The organism is Paenisporosarcina cavernae (genome assembly GCF_003595195.1).
In the GTDB taxonomy this organism is placed as follows: domain Bacteria; phylum Bacillota; class Bacilli; order Bacillales_A; family Planococcaceae; genus Paenisporosarcina; species Paenisporosarcina cavernae.
Map to the genome: position 1 here is coordinate 942509 of NZ_CP032418.1, position 17334 is coordinate 959842.

Sequence of the window (17334 nt, forward strand, 5' to 3'; positions counted from 1 at the left end):
TTGTTTTTAAAACGTTTAGAAGTAATCGGTTTTAAATCCTTTGCAGATCGAATTGGTATTGATTTCGTTCCTGGAGTAACCGCGGTTGTTGGTCCGAATGGCAGTGGAAAGAGTAATGTCACGGATGCGATACGATGGGTACTTGGAGAGCAATCCGCCAAGTCTCTTCGAGGTGCCAAAATGGAAGACGTTATTTTTGCTGGGAGTGATTCAAGAAAACCTTTGAACTTCGCAGAGGTAACCTTAGTATTAGATAATTCCGATCAACGAATTCCATTGGATTTTCATGAAATTAGTGTAACGCGACGAGTATTTCGTTCTGGGGATAGTGAATACCAAATTAATAAACAGTCCTGCAGATTAAAAGATATTACAGACCTTTTTATGGATTCTGGCTTGGGTAAAGAAGCGTTTTCCATTATCTCACAAGGTCGCGTGGATGAAATATTAAATAGTAAAGCAGAAGATCGACGTTCTATCTTTGAGGAAGCTGCTGGCGTGCTGAAATACAAGCTTCGTAAGAAAAAAGCAGAATCAAAATTATTTGAAACGGATGATAATTTAAATCGTGTGTTGGATATCTTGCATGAGCTCGAAGGTCGAATGGAGCCATTAAGGGAGCAGGCATCAAAGGCAAAAGACTATGTGGAAATGACAACGTCGTTAAAGGATATCGAACTAAACGTTCTTGCCTATGACTGGAAAGCGATGGAAGAAAAGAGTCAAGAGCTAGCAACCACTATGTCTCAGTTGACGAAAGAAAAAGAAAATTTGCAACAATCGATTGCATCATTAGAAGAATCATTAACGAAACAGCGTCTCGAGCTTGGTCAACAAGATACACGTCTTGACGAAGCACAAGAAGTATTAGTGGAAGCAAGTAGTGAGTTAGAGCGGTGGGAAGGACGGAAGCTTTTATTCCAAGAAAAAAATACCAACGCAGCAACTCAAATTGCCAAACTAGAAGAAGAAAAACGGGCTTTGGAAAAAGAAATGGACAGTATCCAGTCGGAAATTTCCTCACTTGGTCAACGGAAAACCGAAAAAGAAACGCAATTAAAAGAAGCGAAAATTTCATCTAAACAACTGGAACACCAAATGGTTAAATCATCAGCAGAAATTGAAGAAGAGCTAGAAGAATGGAAATCGAAATACATTGACCGTTTAAATGAAGAAGCAACGTTGAAAAATGAAGTAAAGAACATTTTACAGTTGTTGAGTTCAGAAGAAGCGCATCAATCTAAAGTATCTGGTGAATCATCTCAAGTACAACATGATTTAAGTGAATTGCACCAAAATCGTCAGCAAGTAGAGCGTTCACTCAAGAGCATTCGTGAGGAGTTATCCGGTAAACGTGGCGCTTACTCCAAATCTTCCACAGAGTTAGAGGAATGGAAACAAACACTTGAAAGTAAACAATCAATTCTATATAAGGCGTATCAGCATGCGCAACAATTAAAAGCGAGAAAAGAATCATTAGAAAACCTAGAAGCGGAATTCTCTGGGTTCTTTCAAGGTGTAAAGGAAGTTTTACAAGCTCGCGAAAAAGGACAGTTAAATGGAATTATTGGTGCTGTAGCAGAATTAATATCGGTGGATGCTGCCTATTCAAAGGCGATTGAAACCTCTCTTGGCGGTGCCTTGCAACATGTCGTGACAAAAACAGATCAAGATGCGAGACAAGCAATCCAATTGTTAAAACAAAAGCGAATGGGAAGAGCAACCTTTCTGCCACTATCCGTCATGAAAGCCCGAAAGCTTTCTGGAGATGTGATTTCCTCTATCAAAGGTCATCCCGCTTTCGTTGATACAGCAGATCGATTAGTGGAAAGTCAAGCAGAAAATCGCGTCATTATCGAAAATCTGTTAGGGAATGTCATCGTTGCAAAAGACTTAGAAGGTGCTTCGAAGCTAGCAAAAGTACTTCAACACCGCTATCGAATCGTTTCTTTAGACGGCGATATTGTAAATGCTGGTGGTTCCTTAACGGGTGGAGCGTCGAAACAACAATCCTCCGTATTTACACGGAAAGCAGAATTAGAGCAACTCATTTCGCAAGTTCAAGAGTTAGAACATCAACTAGAACAGGCGGAAAAACAAGTAGCATCTTGGAAAGAAAAAGTTTCGCAACGTTCCGTGAAACTTGACGAAGAAAAGCAGCAAGGTGAAGAACTTCGTTCAAAAGAAATGGAATTAGAGTTATCTTTACGACAAATCGACGAACAGGTCAAACGATTACAGGATCGCTTCACGATCACGGAATCAGAAAAAGAGCATATGGTCGATCGGCAAAAATCATTAGAAGTTCGTCAAATAGAAGCACAAAACCGATTAGAAAAAGTAGCCATCGAATTGACTCAAATGAATGAACAAATAGACCGGTTAACAAAACTGAAAAACCAAGGACAACAAGAACGTGACCGATTGACAGAACTATCCGCAGAAATGCGTTCACAAATCGCGGTCTTGTCTGAACAAGTACTAACGATGGAAAAAACGTATACATCCGAAAGAAATCGGTTACAGTCAGTCCAAGATAAAGTCATCCAAGTAGACAAAGAGATTCGTTGGATTGCTACAGGGGAAGGTAATTCAGGACCTTCTGAAGAAGAGATTGAAAAAGCTCTGCTCACTTGGATGGAGAAAAAGCAGCAGTCAAGTGAGATTGTTTTAGCGAGTAAAGAAGCTAGGCAACGCATCCAAGGGATGATTATTGAAATAGAACAAGCGTTAAAAGTGGAAAATGGCAAACTACAATATCAACTTGATACAATTCGAAAACTAGATGTGCAAATCAACCGTCTGGATGTTGAACAGCAAGCGCTAATCGAGCATCTAGATGAGACGTATCATATGGATGAAACAGAATTGCAATTACCTGACAGTGAGTCCTATGATTTAGCGGATGCTAGAAAGAAGCTAAAGCTATTGAAGCAATCGATCGAAGAATTGGGTTCTGTGAACGTTGGTGCAATAGAAGAATTCGAGAAAGTGTCAGAACGATTCGCTTTCTTAACCGAACAACGTCAAGATTTAGTAGACGCTAAAGAGACGTTGCATGAAGCGATCAAAGAGATGGATCAAGAGATGACTTCTCGTTTTCATGATGCCTTCTTTGCGATTCGTGCTCAATTTACTAAAGTTTTCCGAGAATTATTTGGAGGCGGTAATGCAGATTTAATTTTAACCAATCCAGAAGATTTACTTGGAACGGGTATTGAAATTGTCGCTCAACCACCAGGGAAAAAGTTACAAGCACTTAGCTTATTATCTGGTGGAGAAAGAGCGCTAACTGCTATCGCTTTGTTGTTCGCTATCTTAAATATTCGTCCTGTACCTTTCTGTATACTAGACGAAGTGGAAGCTGCATTAGATGAATCGAATGTTGTTCGTTACAGTCAATATTTGAAGAAGTTTAGTCAAGACACACAATTTATCGTGATAACACATCGAAAAGGCACGATGGAAGGTGCAGACGTCTTGTATGGTATTACGATGCAAGAATCTGGTATATCAAAATTAGTTTCCGTTAAACTCGAAGAAGAAGAACGAGAACTTGTGACACAAGGGAGCGCGAAAAATTGAGTTTTTTTAAAAAAATGAAAGAAAAGTTTACGGGTGCTTCTGATCAAGAGGTATCAACAGAAAAGTACAAAGACGGATTGTCAAAAACACGTAACAGTTTTACGTCGAAAGTAAATGATTTGGTTGCGAGATACCGAAAAGTTGACGAGGACTTTTTCGAAGAATTAGAAGATCTTTTACTACAAGCAGATGTTGGTTTTGAAACCGTCATGGAATTAATGGATCAATTGCGTTTTGAAGTCCAACGTCAAAACGTCAAAGATACGTCGCAAATTCAATCTGTTATTTCAGAGAAGCTAGTGGAAATCTACGAGTCAGGCGATGATAGCTCCAATGATTTACAGTATGCAACGGAAGGTCCAACAGTTTTCTTATTTGTTGGAGTAAATGGCGTTGGGAAAACGACTACTATTGGAAAATTAGCACACCGATTAAAACAAGAAGGAAAAACGGTCATGCTTGCTGCGGGAGATACATTCCGTGCGGGAGCAATTGATCAGCTGCAAGTATGGGGTGACAGAGTAGGAGTAGAAGTGATTAAGCAAGCGGAAGGTTCTGATCCGGCCGCTGTTATGTATGATGCCATTCGAGCTGCGAAAAGTCGTCAAGTAGACGTGTTAATATGTGATACTGCTGGTAGATTACAAAACAAAGTGAACTTGATGAATGAGTTAACAAAAGTTCATCGTGTCATTTCAAGAGAGATCCCAGAAGCACCACATGAAGTATTACTGGCGTTAGATGCAACGACGGGCCAAAATGCACTGATTCAAGCGCAATCGTTCCAAAAAGCAACGAATGTAACAGGAATCGTCTTGACGAAGTTAGACGGTACAGCAAAAGGCGGAATCGTGCTAGCTATTCGAAATAAGTTGAAAATCCCTGTAAAATTCGTTGGACTAGGTGAAAAAATGGACGATTTACAACCGTTTGATACGGAAAAATATGTCTATGGTCTATTTGCTGAGGGCTTAGAAAAGGAAGAATAGAGAGATAATTCTTTCGTTTATTCCCACGAATAACCACTTGTCGACAAGTAAAAATACTTGATAGGTGCACATGTTCTCGATAAGATGAACATACAATGGAGGGTGAAATACGATGATTGTAGAAAAAACTACCCGTATGAATTTCCTCTTCGACTTTTATCAGTCGCTACTAACGGAAAAACAGCGGTCCTATATGGAATTATATTATTTAGATGATTTATCACTTGGTGAAATCGCCGACGAATATGAAATTTCAAGACAAGCTGTTTACGATAATATTCGACGTACAGAAGCCATGTTAGAAGAGTACGAAGAAAAACTCGGCTTACTTTCAAAGTTTCAGCGACGACAAACTTTGTTAAAGCAACTGGAAGATGAATTGGCAGCTCTTTCGTCTGAGAAAGAGTCGCTACACCCAATTATTCATCAACTAAGAGAATCCGAATAGGAGGTGGGCGCAAATGGCTTTTGAAGGGTTAGCAGAACGTCTACAAGGGACAATGCAACGCATAAAAGGTAAAGGGAAGGTAACGGAAGCAGATGTAAAAGAAATGATGAGAGAGGTTCGATTTGCCCTCATCGAAGCGGACGTTAATTTAAAAGTAGTAAAAGAGTTTGTAAAAAAAGTAAGTGAACGTGCGGTCGGTACGGATGTAATGAAAAGTTTAACACCCGGCCAACAAGTCATAAAAATCGTAAAAGATGAGTTAACGGATTTAATGGGAGGGGAAGAAAGTCCTCTTCAGTTTGCGAAAAAACCTCCTACTGTAATCATGATGGTCGGGTTACAAGGAGCAGGTAAAACGACTACCTCTGGTAAATTGGCAAATGTCCTTCGGAAAAAATACAATCGTAAACCATTATTAGTCGCCGCAGATATTTATCGTCCTGCGGCTATACAGCAATTAGAAACAATTGGAAAGCAGTTATCTCTACCTGTCTTTTCTATGGGGACAGATGTTTCTCCAGTAGAAATAGTCCGTCAAGCGCTAGAAAAGTCAAAAGAAGATTTGAATGACGTGATCATAATCGATACGGCTGGTCGACTTCATGTCGATGAAGATTTAATGCAAGAATTAAAAGATATTCGAACTATTAAAGAGCCAGATGAAGTGTTCTTAGTTGTCGATTCAATGACTGGTCAAGATGCAGTCAATGTAGCACAGCAGTTTAATGAAACGGTTGGTATTACAGGAGTCGTGTTAACGAAGTTAGACGGTGATACACGTGGTGGAGCTGCTCTTTCTATCCGTTCAGTTGCAGAAAAACCGATTAAGTTCGTTGGTATGGGCGAGAAGATGGATGCATTAGAACCTTTCCATCCAGAGCGAATGGCTTCTCGAATTCTAGGTATGGGCGATATGATGTCGTTAATTGAAAAAGCGCAGGCAAATGTCGACGAAGAAAAAGCGAAAGAAATGGAAGAAAAATTCCGCACCCAAACGTTCACATTTGATGACTTTGTCGAGCAATTACAACAAGTGAAAAAAATGGGGCCATTAGAAGATATTTTAAAGATGCTTCCTGGCGCAGGAAAAATTAAAGGGCTAGAAAATGCAAAAGTAGACGAGAAACAGATGGGTAGAGTAGAAGCAATCATCTACTCCATGACGCCTGCAGAAAAAACAAACCCAGAGATTATTTCTTCTAGTCGAAAAAAACGAATTGCGACGGGATCGGGAACTTCCATTCAAGAAGTCAATCGATTATTAAAGCAATTTGACGAAATGAAAAAAATGATGAAACAAATGTCTGGAATGACCCAAAAAGGCAAAAAGAAAATGAAAATGCCGGGATTTGACTCTTTATTCCGTTAGATTTATAATAAATTTTAGGTGTTAAGAAAAAACACTTTACAAAAGAAAAAATCCTTGATAATATACTATCTTGTGTGAAACTATTCGGAGGTGCAAGAAACATGGCAGTAAAAATTCGCTTAAAACGTATGGGAGCTAAAAAATCTCCTTTCTATCGTATTGTAGTAGCTGACTCTCGTTCACCACGTGACGGACGTCAAATTGAAACAGTAGGTACTTATAACCCACTTACAAACCCAGCTGAGTTGAAAATCAACGAAGAGTTGGCGTTAAAATGGTTAGCAAATGGTGCAAAACCATCTGATACAGTACGTAACTTGTTCTCTTCTCAAGGGATCATGGAGAAATTCCATAACTCTAAAATCGCGAAGTAATCGGAGGCGGCAAAATGAAGCAGCTGATTGAAACAATTGTGAAACCATTAGTAGATTATCCAGAAGACGTTCGAATTGAAATGGATGAAAGTCCAAATCGTATTGTCTACAAACTATCTGTTAACCCAGAAGATATGGGCAAAGTCATTGGTAAGCAAGGTCGTGTTGCGAAGGCAATACGAACGATTGTGTATTCAGCAGCGAGCAGTCACCACCAAAAGAAGACATACGTCGATATTTTGGACTAAATAGAAAGGGGGGAGCTTATAGTTCCTCTCTTTTTTTGTTTTCAATGAAAGAATCGTCTCCTAGAGATGGGTTGTGAGGAAAAGGTATAGAGACAATCGAATATCTCATAGAATCGATTCCTCCCAGGTACTACTTCCATCGAATTTTATGGATGCCATTCTAAAATAGTTATTTTTGAGTAAAATAAATGTATCCAGACGGAACGATAAGACAATAGCTTTCCGAAAAGATTTTCATGATAAAATGAGCATAGCTGAAAAATACATTCGTTAAAACGTATGAGGTGTATATATGAATTGGTATAACGTAGGTAAAATTGTGAACACCCACGGAATTCGTGGCGAAGTGCGCGTCATTTCAAGTACGGATTTTCCAGAAGAGCGATTCGCAGTCGGTAGTAAGTTAGGGTTATTTAAAAAAACGGACAAAAAACCGTTGCCATTAATCGTTGCTTCCCATCGGAAACATAAAAATTTCGACTTGCTTACCTTTGAAGGATTTTCCACGATTGAAATGGTGGAAGGGTTCCGAGATGGCATTTTAAAGGTGTCGGAAAATCAATTAGAAGAACTGGAAGATAATGCATTTTATTTCCACGAAATCATCGGTTGTAAAGTGATCGACCTGGATGGAAATGATATCGGTGAAGTGCAGGAGATTCTTCAAACTGGTGCGAATGATGTATGGGCAATAAAGAACAGTGCGGGCAAAATGCATTACATTCCATATATTGAAGACGTGGTGAAAGAAGTAAACATTGAGGAACAAGTGATCAAAATTGATGCACTGGACGGGTTATTATAATGATGCAAATTGATGTTCTTTCTTTATTCCCAGAAATGTTCGAGGGAGTATTTGGAAGTTCTATATTAAAAAAAGCGCAAGAAAAAGATGCAGTTTCATTGAAGGTGACGGATTTCAGGGCATTTTCAGGAAATAAACATAACCAAGTGGATGATTATCCTTATGGTGGTGGTGCCGGAATGGTATTAAAACCAGAGCCCTTATTTCGAGCGGTGGAATCTGTACGAGATGATCAGAAGACTCCGCGGATCATCTTAATGTGTCCTCAAGGGGAACGGTATACCCAAGCAAAAGCAGAGGAATTGGCGAAAGAAGAACATCTCATTTTCTTATGCGGTCATTATGAAGGGTACGATGAACGAATTCGCGAATTCCTAGTGACAGATGAAATTTCCATAGGTGATTTTGTTTTAACCGGTGGTGAACTGGCTGCGATGACGGTAATCGATAGTGTCGTTCGTTTGTTGCCAGAAGTTCTTGGGAATAAACAGTCACATATCGGAGATTCATTTTCAACGGGACTTCTTGAACATCCTCAATACACAAGACCAGTTGAATTTGAAGGAATGATGGTACCGGAAGTTTTACGCTCTGGAGATCATGCAAAAATCGATGAATGGCGAAAAAAAGAATCCCTTTATCGAACGTGGAGTAGACGTCCAGACTTATTAACGGATTATGTATTAACAGAAAAAGAGCAACAATGGATTAAAGAATTCGTGACAAGAAAAAACCTTGACAGCTAGTTGCACCCACCAGATTAATATGCTATTATTTATCTTGTACTTTTCTGTGAAAGTACCGAATTACGATGTTCCGCTGCTGCCATAGTCGCTGGTAAGAGCATTGATCTAAGGAGAGAAAAACATGCAAAACATTATTACAGAAATCACAAAAGATCAACTTCGCACGGACCTTCCTGAGTTTCGTCCTGGAGACACTGTACGTGTACACGTTAAAGTTGTCGAGGGTACTCGCGAACGTATCCAAATGTACGAAGGTGTTGTCATCAAACGTCGTGGTGGCGGAGTAAGTGAAACATTTACAGTTCGTAAAATTTCTTACGGTGTAGGTGTGGAACGTACATTCCCTGTACACACTCCAAAAATCGCAAAATTAGAAATCGTACGTAAAGGTAAAGTACGTCGTGCTAAATTGTACTACTTACGTAACCTACGTGGGAAAGCTGCACGTATTAAAGAAGTACGATAAGTGTAAATGCATAAGAGAGCCTGGGATATCCTGGCTCTCTTTCTTTTTGCAGAGAAGCCATTTTATTTGTACAATGAAAAGAGAGAAATCAGGGAGGCAAAGGAATGGAACAAGTAAAAAAAGAAAAAGTAGAGTTTTGGGAATGGGCAAAAGCTTTATTAATTGCATTTGGACTAGCGTTTCTTATTCGTTATTTCTTATTCACGCCAATTGTGGTGGACGGAGAATCGATGATGCCTACGTTAGAAGATGGCGATCGTATGATCGTGAACAAGATTGGCTACAATATCGGCGAACCTAATCGATTTGATATTATCGTTTTCCATGCACCTGAGAAAAAGGACTATATCAAACGTGTAATCGGACTTCCTGGTGACCATATTGAATATAAAAATGACCAATTGTATATAAATGGCGAAGCAATTGACGAGCCATATTTAGATCCATATAAATCGCAAATTTCAGAAGGTACATTAACAGAAGATTTTACTTTAGAAGAAATTATTCAAATGGATAAAGTGCCAGAAGGGCATATTTTTGTAATGGGAGATAATCGCCGTTATAGCAAAGATAGTCGCCATATCGGAGTCGTTTCCATTGATGAAGTAATCGGTAGTACAAGTGTTATTTTCTGGCCATTTGACGAAATAAGTGTAGTGAATTAGAAGGAGGACTAGTGAATGACCATTCAATGGTTTCCTGGACATATGGCAAAAGCCAGAAGAGAAGTTACAGAGAAGCTCAAATTAGTAGATATCATTTTTGAGCTAGTTGATGCTAGACTTCCATTGTCTTCTCGAAATCCAATGATTGATGAAGTTGTTGGTCAAAAAGTTCGTCTTCTTATTTTAAACAAAGCAGATATGGCAGATGAGCAAGAAACAAAAAGATGGATTTCTTATTTTGAGGAACAAGGAAAACGCGCAATTGCGATTAATTCCCTAGAAGGGAAAGGACTCCAAGTTGTTACAAAAGCAGCGGGAGAACTACTTTCTGAAAAGTGGGAACGAATGGCTGCTCGTGGACTAAAACCTCGTGCAATACGTGCGATGATTGTTGGTATTCCTAACGTTGGAAAATCGACATTGATTAATCGGTTAGCGAAAAAAAATATCGCGAAAACGGGTAATACTCCAGGCGTAACGAAAGCTCAACAATGGATAAAAGTAGGGAAAGAACTTGAACTATTAGATACTCCAGGGATTTTATGGCCAAAGTTTGAAGATCAAACTGTCGGTTACAAATTAGCGTTAACCGGAGCCATAAAAGATACCATTACGAATATGGAAGATTTAGCAGTCTACGGACTTCACTTTTTACATGAACATTATCCAGCAAGATTGCAAGAACGTTACGGGTTAACAGAAATAGATGAAGACTTAGTAAATGTCTTTGATCATATTGGGAAACTTCGTCGAACGTTTGCAGGCGGTGGAGAAATAGATTACGATGCAGTATCTGAACTAATCGTTCGTGACATTCGAGGTCAACAACTTGGCCGTCTGAGTTTCGATTTCGTTCGTTCTATTGCAAAAGAAAACCTAGCAGAGAATACGTAAACAATGTGCCATGGACAACCTTGTTCATGGTGTTTTTTTTGTAAAAGAATGCATTCAGTCTCATTTCCCATGTGGAATGGAAGGGCGAATTGGTTAAAAGAATGGATTTCTTCCTCTAGCCCCATGAATTTCATTTCAACTGTGACGATAATACTTATAGAGAGTGTGGATTTACATGAAAATATCTCAAATTCGGGAGCAACTTTTTCTATTAGAAGAAAAAAACGATTGGTCCGAAAGTTTACAACAGGACACTCGTTTAGGAGTGCAAAAATTGCTCGCGCAATGGGAAAAACGAAACGAAATCAATCGATTAAAAGAAGCGATTTTCCAAGAAAAAGTTCAGTTTGATCAATCGTACAACACAAACAGTCAGGAGTTAATTGCAGGAATAGACGAAGCTGGCAGAGGCCCATTAGCAGGTCCAGTTGTAACAGCAGCCGTTGTATTTTCTTCCTATCCCGCATCGTTAGTAAACGTTCATGATTCCAAACAATTACGAAAAGAAGAAAGAGAGCGATTAGCTGAAATCATTGAACGGGAAGCACTCGCTTATTCGATACATATCCAATCTCCAGAACGAATTGATGAAATTAATATTTATGAAGCGACAAGGGAATCGATGGGTATTGCACTTCATTCCTTAAAACATAAACCTTCCATCGTGTTAATAGATGCGATGACAATTGATACGTCCCATCGTCAACATTCGATTATAAAAGGGGACACGAAAAGTCTCGCTATTGCTGCAGCATCTATTTTAGCGAAAACGACACGCGATAGATTAATGGATGCATATGATAAAGAATTTCCGCAATACGGGTTTGCACAACACGCTGGTTATGGCACGAAGAGACATGTGGAAGCACTACACGAATATGGACCATGCACGATCCATCGAAAAACATTTGAGCCGATAAAATCGCTCATTCAACGGTAGGAGGGCAAGCGATGACATCATTTCCATCCATACAACCAAATAGCCAATCTATCCCGGTATCCGAGAAAGGATTGAGCTTGAAAAGCGGTCAAGTCTTTCATGGGACGATTACGAAACTATTTCCGGATCAAATGGCGGAAGTGCAAGTGGGCAATCAAAAAATGATGGCGAAGCTAGAAGTACCTTTAAAAGCAGGAGATGCACACTTTTTCCAAGTAACGAAAGCAAGCCCAGAAATGCAAATTAAAGTCGTTACAAGCCCTCTACAAGGCCAACAAGGTTCCTCTGCATCCATTAGTCAGCTTTTAGATTCGATGCAGCTTCCAAAAACGGAAACAATGGAACAGTTAGTAAAATTTATGGTGAAAGAACAAATTCCGCTATCTAAAGAGCAATTGCTGCAAGCGGATCAGTGGCTTAAAGCATTGCCTGCTAACGTTTCTAAAACAGAAGCGCTTCAGGCAATCCAAAAAATGATTCAGTTAAAAGCACCATTTACAACAGAAGTATTTCAATCATTGATTAGTGGACAGTCAAAAGAAGGACTTCAACCATTTATCACACAATTGAAACAATTACTTCCAATGGAGCCAAATATTCCGAACGCAACAAAACAACAATTGTTGCAGAACATTCAAAATGTGACGGTCCCATTTCAAAAAGAAGTGGTCCTAACAACTGTAGGAGTTTTGTTACATCAAGTAATGAACGAAGAAGGCTCTATTAGCGCGAGGGCTGCTGCATTACAATTTTTAAAAGAAACGAATTTAAGCACGCAGATAAGCTCTATTTCAAGCTTTACTTCTTCTACCATCAAGCAAATGGTGGCGAATCCTGCAACCGTTCTTTCCATGGCTCAAGAGTTCGTCCAGAAGGCGCCACTCTCAGTAGAACAACGCACCACCATGCAATCCCTTCTTTCTGTGGTACAAGCGGCCGAAAGCTCACCGAGTATGAAAGCGAGTGCTTTACCTGTACTTTCGAATGAAGTCCTAAAAGCCGGCACGCAGTTAATGCAACAAGGGAATTTTCAATCGACAGAAGTGACGTCGTTACGTGATCAATTTGTGCAATTGTTGCAACAAGTTAATGGAGAGAAAGGTTCTTCATTTCCAATGCAAGCACTTCAGAAAGCTTTGCAGGAGACAAATTCGATTGTGGTACGAAAAGCAATCGTCGAAGCAAATTTGCAAGTGGAATCCCAAGTCAATCTTCGAGCAATGGATCAAGCAATTAAATCGACTCTTCAAGCAACAGGAATCTTTTATGAAGGACTTCTGCAAACAAAAGGTGACCCTGCACCAGGAATTGTGGAAAGTTTAAAACCTCAATTGTTGGCGTTATTAGCAGAACATCCAGTGTCGGCTGCGCTAAAAGAAGCATCTGAACAAGTAGTACACCGACTAAACGGTTTACAATTACATTCAGGCGAAAATGGTCCGCAACAACAAATTTTGATGCAAATTCCGCTCGATTTTTTTGGTCGAAAAATGGACGCAACTTTACAGTGGAATGGACGCACGAAAGAAAATGGACAAATCGATGCCAACTATGCACGGATTATGTTCTATCTCGATTTAACTTCCATGAAAGAAACCGTCATTGATATGCAAATTCAAAATCGAGTCGTGACAGTGACCATTTTTAATGAGGATTCTCCGATGAGCGGTAACGTACAATCGTTTCAGAAAGCCTTAAAAGCGGGTTTAGCAGATAAAGACTATCAATTGTCCGGTGTCTTCTTTAAACCCTTTACACAAGCTCCAGAACAGGCAAATAAGCAAAAGGCACGTATAGAGGGAACGACAGGAGTGGATATTAAAATATGAGTGACAATCAGGAAAAACGAAAAGAAGCTGTCGCTTTATCGTATTCTCCTGCTTCTGATGCGCCTCCGATTATTTTGGCGAAGGGAAAAGGGAAAATTGCAGAAACCATTTTGTCGAAAGCTGCAGAACATAATATTCCAATTCAAGAAGACCCTTCGTTAGTGTCGCTTCTGGGACAATTAAACATCAATGAAGCAATACCAGAGGAGTTGTATCAAGCAGTTGCAGAGGTATTTGCATTTATTTACCGAGTCGACAAAGAACATGGCTTAAAACGTAGGATATAAATGTCGGAATATTTCATGTTTACGTGATATTGTTCCACTTATGTGGACATTGTTTGACAGTTTTTATACAATGGTTAAGGTAGTAAATACTGACAGTAGTTTGATTGGAGGATTTTAGATGAATATCCATGAGTATCAAGGAAAAGAACTCCTCAGACAATATGGTGTAGCTGTTCCAAACGGTAAAGTTGCTTTTTCACCCGAAGAAGCAGTCAAAACTGCGAAAGAACTAGGCTCTGAAATTATTGTTGTCAAAGCGCAAATCCATGCAGGTGGACGTGGTAAAGCTGGTGGAGTAAAGATCGCAAAGAATTTAGACGAAGTTCGTGCATACGCAAAAGAACTTTTAGGTAAAGTGCTTGTGACACACCAAACTGGACCAGAAGGTAAAGAAGTGAAACGTCTTTACATTGAAGAAGGTTCAGATATTCAAAAAGAGTACTACTTAGGTTTAGTACTTGACCGTGCATCTTCTCGTGTAACGCTGATGGGTTCCGAAGAAGGCGGGATGGATATCGAAGAAGTAGCAGAAGCTACTCCGGAGAAAATCTTCAAGGAAGAAATTGATCCAGTTATTGGATTAACAGGCTTCCAAGCACGTCGTATGGCATTTAACATGAACATTCCTGCTAACCTTGTGAACAAAGCTGCGAAGTTAATGTTAGGTCTATATGATTCATTTGTAGACAAAGATGCTGCAATCGTTGAAATCAACCCTCTAGTAGTTACTGGTGGCGGGGATGTAGTTGCACTTGATGCTAAGTTCAACTTCGATGCTAACTCTTTATACCGTCACAAAGACATTTTAGAACTTCGTGACTTTGACGAAGAAGATGCAAAAGAAATTGAAGCATCTAAATATGACCTAAGCTATATTTCTTTAGATGGAAACATCGGATGTATGGTAAACGGTGCTGGACTTGCTATGGCTACAATGGACACGATTAGCTATTACGGCGGAACACCCGCTAACTTCCTTGACGTTGGGGGCGGTGCCACTGCTGAGAAAGTAACGGAAGCATTCAAAATCATTCTTTCTGATAAGAATGTAAAAGGAATCTTCGTTAACATTTTCGGCGGTATCATGAAGTGTGACGTAATTGCAGAAGGTGTTATTGCTGCTGCGAAAGAAGTTGGATTACAAGTACCTTTAGTTGTTCGTCTTGAAGGAACAAACGTAGATCTTGGTAAAAAACTTCTGAACGAATCTGGCTTAAATATTATTGCAGCTGATTCCATGGCAGATGGCGCACAAAAAATCGTGGAACTAGTAGGCTAAGAAAGGCAGGGACGAAACATGAGCGTATATATTAATAAAGATACGAAAGTAATCGTACAAGGTATTACGGGATCGACTGCTCTTTTCCATACAAAACAAATGCTTGAGTATGGTACTAAAATCGTTGCAGGTGTTACACCTGGTAAAGGCGGTACTGAAGTAGAAGGCGTTCCTGTATTCAATACAGTAGAAGATGCAGTAAAAGCAACTGGCGGTAATGTGTCTGTCATTTACGTACCAGCTCCATTTGCAGCAGATGCAATTATGGAAGCAGTAGATGCTGATTTAGATATGGCGATCTGTATTACAGAACATATTCCAGTATTAGATATGGTGAAAGTAAAACGTTACATGGAAGGCAAGAAAACTCGTCTTGTTGGACCAAACTGCCCTGGAGTTATCACTCCAGAAGAATGTAAAATCGGTATTATGCCTGGATACATTCACAAAAAAGGTCACGTAGGAGTCGTTTCTCGCTCGGGTACATTAACGTACGAAGCAGTTCACCAATTATCGCAAGAAGGTATTGGACAATCTACAGCTGTTGGTATCGGTGGAGACCCAGTAAATGGTACTGACTTTATTGACGTTCTTTCTGCGTTTAATGAAGATCCAGACACGTATGCTGTTGTAATGATCGGTGAAATCGGTGGAACAGCTGAAGAAGAAGCAGCTGCTTGGATTAAAGCGAACATGACAAAACCAGTCGTAGGATTCATCGGTGGCCAAACAGCTCCAGAAGGAAAACGTATGGGCCATGCTGGTGCGATTATTTCTGGTGGTAAAGGTACTGCGAAAGACAAAATCAAAGCAATGAACGATGCAGGCATGGAAGTTGCTCCAACTCCTTCTGTTATCGGTGAAACATTAATCAAAGTGATTAAAGAAAAAGGCATTTACGACAAATGTAAAACTCATTAATCATTGATGGAAGCTCGGAACGTTGATTATTCAGCGTTTCGGGCTTTTTTGATGGGGATTGCGGACTGGAGCTCGTTGGAGACAGGGAGTGTCCCAATGTTTGGGAAAAGTGTCCTAATGTTCGGGGAAAGTGTCCTAATCTTGCCGCGAAGAGTCCCAATGTTGCAGGAAAGTGTCCTAATGTTTGGGGAAAGTGTCCTAATGTTTGGGGAAAGTGTCCTAATCTTGCCGCGAAGAGTCCTAATGTTGACGTGAAGTGTCTTAATGTTGCCGCGAAGTGTTCTAATGTTGACGTAAAGTGTCCTAATGTTGCCGGAAAGTGTCCTAATGTTGCCGTGAAGTGTCCCAATTTCCGTCGAAAGCGTCCTATTATAGATTCGCACTTGGCATGCTATATTTCACACTGAAAATTATTCACTTCCGTCTTTTATTCCGCAAAACCCTAAAAACAAAACTTTACGCTATCTATTTACCTTTATGCTGAAAATCACTATAGTAAGAGTAGGCGGCGCATCAACCGATGTGTCGCTTTATTTTTCTTATGGTTATTTGCTATTTCCTTGGTAATCACATGTTGGGAGGGAGTCAATGAACACATCATTTGAAGAAAAATTGTTGGCACTACATTACGTATTTCCAGTTCCGTTAAATCGCATTCAATCGCTTTTAGAACGAGATCCTACACTGGATTACGTGGAAAAAATGAGCATTCCCCAGCTCGCATCTGTTTTAAAATTATCGTATGATCGCTCAAAAAGATTGCAGCTTGCATACGCAAAATCTCTTCAAACTTCACTCCTCTCTGCTTATCAAAAACATTCCATTTATCCTATCTCTTATTTTCATTCCAATTATCCAATATCTCTAAAACGTCTATACGATCCACCTGGATTTTTATATGCAAAAGGTCAAATTTCTTATTTAAATGAGTCGAAATTTGTCGCTATTATTGGATCTCGAGAAGCGGGAAGTTATTCAAAATTAGCGATGAAATTTATTATTCCACCACTTGTGAATGAAGGTGCTGTTATTGTTTCTGGAATGGCAAAAGGTGCAGACACGTTCGCTCATAAAGAAACCGATTTATTAGGTGGAAAAACGATTGGAGTTCTCGGTCATGGTTTTTTTCATCAATATCCAAAAGAAAATGCGGCGTTATTCACTTCATTTGCTGAAAAACAGCTATTAATCACCGAGTATCCACCCTATGTGGGACCAAAAAAGTGGACATTTCCGCTTCGTAATAGAATAATTAGTGGCTTGTCCCAACTAGTAATCGTAACGGAAGCGAAAGAAAAAAGCGGGACTGTTAGTACTATGCAGCATGCGTTGGACAATGGAAAAGAAGTGTTTTGTGTGCCTGGACCGATATCCTCTCCATTATCAATTGGGCCACATCAATTATTATTAGAAGGTGCAAAACCTATATGGAATGGGTATCAAGCGGTGCTTGAATTACAAAATTCTTCCTTCGAGAAATGAAAAATGG

General features: G+C 39.7%; 17 protein-coding genes. All 17 read left to right on the forward strand.

Features of this window, described 5'->3' with window-relative positions:
* The 17 genes from smc (at position 1) to dprA (ending at position 17327) form a co-directional block, all read left to right on the forward strand.
* The gene (gene smc, locus D3873_RS04705) at positions 1-3585 is read left to right on the forward strand and encodes a chromosome segregation protein SMC (RefSeq protein ID WP_119882954.1); all 3585 of its coding nucleotides are present in this window, start codon (positions 1-3) and stop codon (positions 3583-3585) included.
* The gene (gene ftsY / locus D3873_RS04710) at positions 3582-4574 is read left to right on the forward strand and encodes a signal recognition particle-docking protein FtsY (protein WP_119882955.1); all 993 of its coding nucleotides are present in this window, start codon (positions 3582-3584) and stop codon (positions 4572-4574) included. Before smc ends, ftsY begins: the two co-directional genes overlap by 4 nt.
* A 112-nt stretch (positions 4575-4686) precedes the next feature.
* Positions 4687-5022: a putative DNA-binding protein gene (locus D3873_RS04715; RefSeq protein WP_119882956.1), complete on the forward strand. Its 336-nt coding sequence runs from the start codon at positions 4687-4689 to the stop codon at positions 5020-5022.
* Between the two features lie 13 nt (positions 5023-5035).
* Positions 5036-6391, forward strand: a complete 1356-nt coding sequence (ffh, locus tag D3873_RS04720; RefSeq protein ID WP_119882957.1) for a signal recognition particle protein — start codon at positions 5036-5038, stop codon at positions 6389-6391.
* Between the two features lie 101 nt (positions 6392-6492).
* Positions 6493-6765, forward strand: a complete 273-nt coding sequence (rpsP, locus tag D3873_RS04725; RefSeq protein ID WP_119882958.1) for a 30S ribosomal protein S16 — start codon at positions 6493-6495, stop codon at positions 6763-6765.
* A 14-nt stretch (positions 6766-6779) separates the two neighbouring features.
* Positions 6780-7013, forward strand: a complete 234-nt coding sequence (locus D3873_RS04730) for a KH domain-containing protein (RefSeq protein WP_119882959.1) — start codon at positions 6780-6782, stop codon at positions 7011-7013.
* Positions 7014-7305: 292 nt separating this feature from the next.
* Entirely contained in the window at positions 7306-7818 is a 513-nt protein-coding gene (gene rimM, locus D3873_RS04735) for a ribosome maturation factor RimM (protein WP_119882960.1), read from the forward strand.
* A gap of 2 nt (positions 7819-7820) precedes the next feature.
* Positions 7821-8564: a tRNA (guanosine(37)-N1)-methyltransferase TrmD gene (gene trmD / locus D3873_RS04740; protein WP_119884475.1), complete on the forward strand. Its 744-nt coding sequence runs from the start codon at positions 7821-7823 to the stop codon at positions 8562-8564.
* Positions 8565-8685: 121 nt separating this feature from the next.
* Complete coding sequence (rplS, locus tag D3873_RS04745) at positions 8686-9030, forward strand: 50S ribosomal protein L19 (protein ID WP_119882961.1); 345 nt, start codon at positions 8686-8688, stop codon at positions 9028-9030.
* Positions 9031-9134: 104 nt separating this feature from the next.
* Positions 9135-9695, forward strand: a complete 561-nt coding sequence (gene lepB, locus D3873_RS04750; RefSeq protein WP_119882962.1) for a signal peptidase I — start codon at positions 9135-9137, stop codon at positions 9693-9695.
* A 15-nt stretch (positions 9696-9710) separates the two neighbouring features.
* Positions 9711-10589 carry a ribosome biogenesis GTPase YlqF gene (ylqF, locus tag D3873_RS04755; RefSeq protein ID WP_119882963.1) on the forward strand — a complete coding sequence of 293 codons (879 nt, stop codon included), beginning with the start codon at positions 9711-9713 and terminating at the stop codon, positions 10587-10589.
* Between the two features lie 175 nt (positions 10590-10764).
* The gene (locus D3873_RS04760) at positions 10765-11529 is read left to right on the forward strand and encodes a ribonuclease HII (RefSeq protein WP_119882964.1); all 765 of its coding nucleotides are present in this window, start codon (positions 10765-10767) and stop codon (positions 11527-11529) included.
* Positions 11530-11540: 11 nt separating this feature from the next.
* Entirely contained in the window at positions 11541-13358 is a 1818-nt protein-coding gene (locus D3873_RS04765) for a hypothetical protein (protein ID WP_119882965.1), read from the forward strand.
* Positions 13355-13645: an EscU/YscU/HrcU family type III secretion system export apparatus switch protein gene (locus tag D3873_RS04770; RefSeq protein ID WP_119882966.1), complete on the forward strand. Its 291-nt coding sequence runs from the start codon at positions 13355-13357 to the stop codon at positions 13643-13645. The genes D3873_RS04765 and D3873_RS04770 overlap by 4 nt, the downstream gene beginning before the upstream one ends.
* Before the next feature lie 118 nt (positions 13646-13763).
* Entirely contained in the window at positions 13764-14924 is a 1161-nt protein-coding gene (gene sucC, locus D3873_RS04775) for an ADP-forming succinate--CoA ligase subunit beta (protein WP_119882967.1), read from the forward strand.
* Positions 14925-14942: 18 nt separating this feature from the next.
* Entirely contained in the window at positions 14943-15845 is a 903-nt protein-coding gene (gene sucD / locus D3873_RS04780; protein ID WP_119882968.1) for a succinate--CoA ligase subunit alpha, read from the forward strand.
* A gap of 588 nt (positions 15846-16433) precedes the next feature.
* The gene (gene dprA, locus D3873_RS04785; protein WP_119882969.1) at positions 16434-17327 is read left to right on the forward strand and encodes a DNA-processing protein DprA; all 894 of its coding nucleotides are present in this window, start codon (positions 16434-16436) and stop codon (positions 17325-17327) included.
* Positions 17328-17334 lie beyond the last annotated feature (7 nt).

What these genes read in the sequence shown, in the direction of transcription:
- D3873_RS04730 (WP_119882959.1), top strand. Translation starts at nt 6,780, where the DNA reads ATGAAGCAGCTGATTGAAACAATTGTGAAACCATTAGTAGATTATCCA.
- D3873_RS04765 (WP_119882965.1), top strand. Translation starts at nt 11,541, where the DNA reads ATGACATCATTTCCATCCATACAACCAAATAGCCAATCTATCCCGGTA.
- dprA (WP_119882969.1), top strand. Translation starts at nt 16,434, where the DNA reads ATGAACACATCATTTGAAGAAAAATTGTTGGCACTACATTACGTATTT.
- D3873_RS04770 (WP_119882966.1), top strand. Translation starts at nt 13,355, where the DNA reads ATGAGTGACAATCAGGAAAAACGAAAAGAAGCTGTCGCTTTATCGTAT.
- ffh (WP_119882957.1), top strand. Translation starts at nt 5,036, where the DNA reads ATGGCTTTTGAAGGGTTAGCAGAACGTCTACAAGGGACAATGCAACGC.
- sucC (WP_119882967.1), top strand. Translation starts at nt 13,764, where the DNA reads ATGAATATCCATGAGTATCAAGGAAAAGAACTCCTCAGACAATATGGT.
- D3873_RS04760 (WP_119882964.1), top strand. Translation starts at nt 10,765, where the DNA reads ATGAAAATATCTCAAATTCGGGAGCAACTTTTTCTATTAGAAGAAAAA.
- ylqF (WP_119882963.1), top strand. Translation starts at nt 9,711, where the DNA reads ATGACCATTCAATGGTTTCCTGGACATATGGCAAAAGCCAGAAGAGAA.
- D3873_RS04715 (WP_119882956.1), top strand. Translation starts at nt 4,687, where the DNA reads ATGATTGTAGAAAAAACTACCCGTATGAATTTCCTCTTCGACTTTTAT.
- rimM (WP_119882960.1), top strand. Translation starts at nt 7,306, where the DNA reads ATGAATTGGTATAACGTAGGTAAAATTGTGAACACCCACGGAATTCGT.
- trmD (WP_119884475.1), top strand. Translation starts at nt 7,821, where the DNA reads ATGCAAATTGATGTTCTTTCTTTATTCCCAGAAATGTTCGAGGGAGTA.
- rplS (WP_119882961.1), top strand. Translation starts at nt 8,686, where the DNA reads ATGCAAAACATTATTACAGAAATCACAAAAGATCAACTTCGCACGGAC.
- lepB (WP_119882962.1), top strand. Translation starts at nt 9,135, where the DNA reads ATGGAACAAGTAAAAAAAGAAAAAGTAGAGTTTTGGGAATGGGCAAAA.
- rpsP (WP_119882958.1), top strand. Translation starts at nt 6,493, where the DNA reads ATGGCAGTAAAAATTCGCTTAAAACGTATGGGAGCTAAAAAATCTCCT.
- sucD (WP_119882968.1), top strand. Translation starts at nt 14,943, where the DNA reads ATGAGCGTATATATTAATAAAGATACGAAAGTAATCGTACAAGGTATT.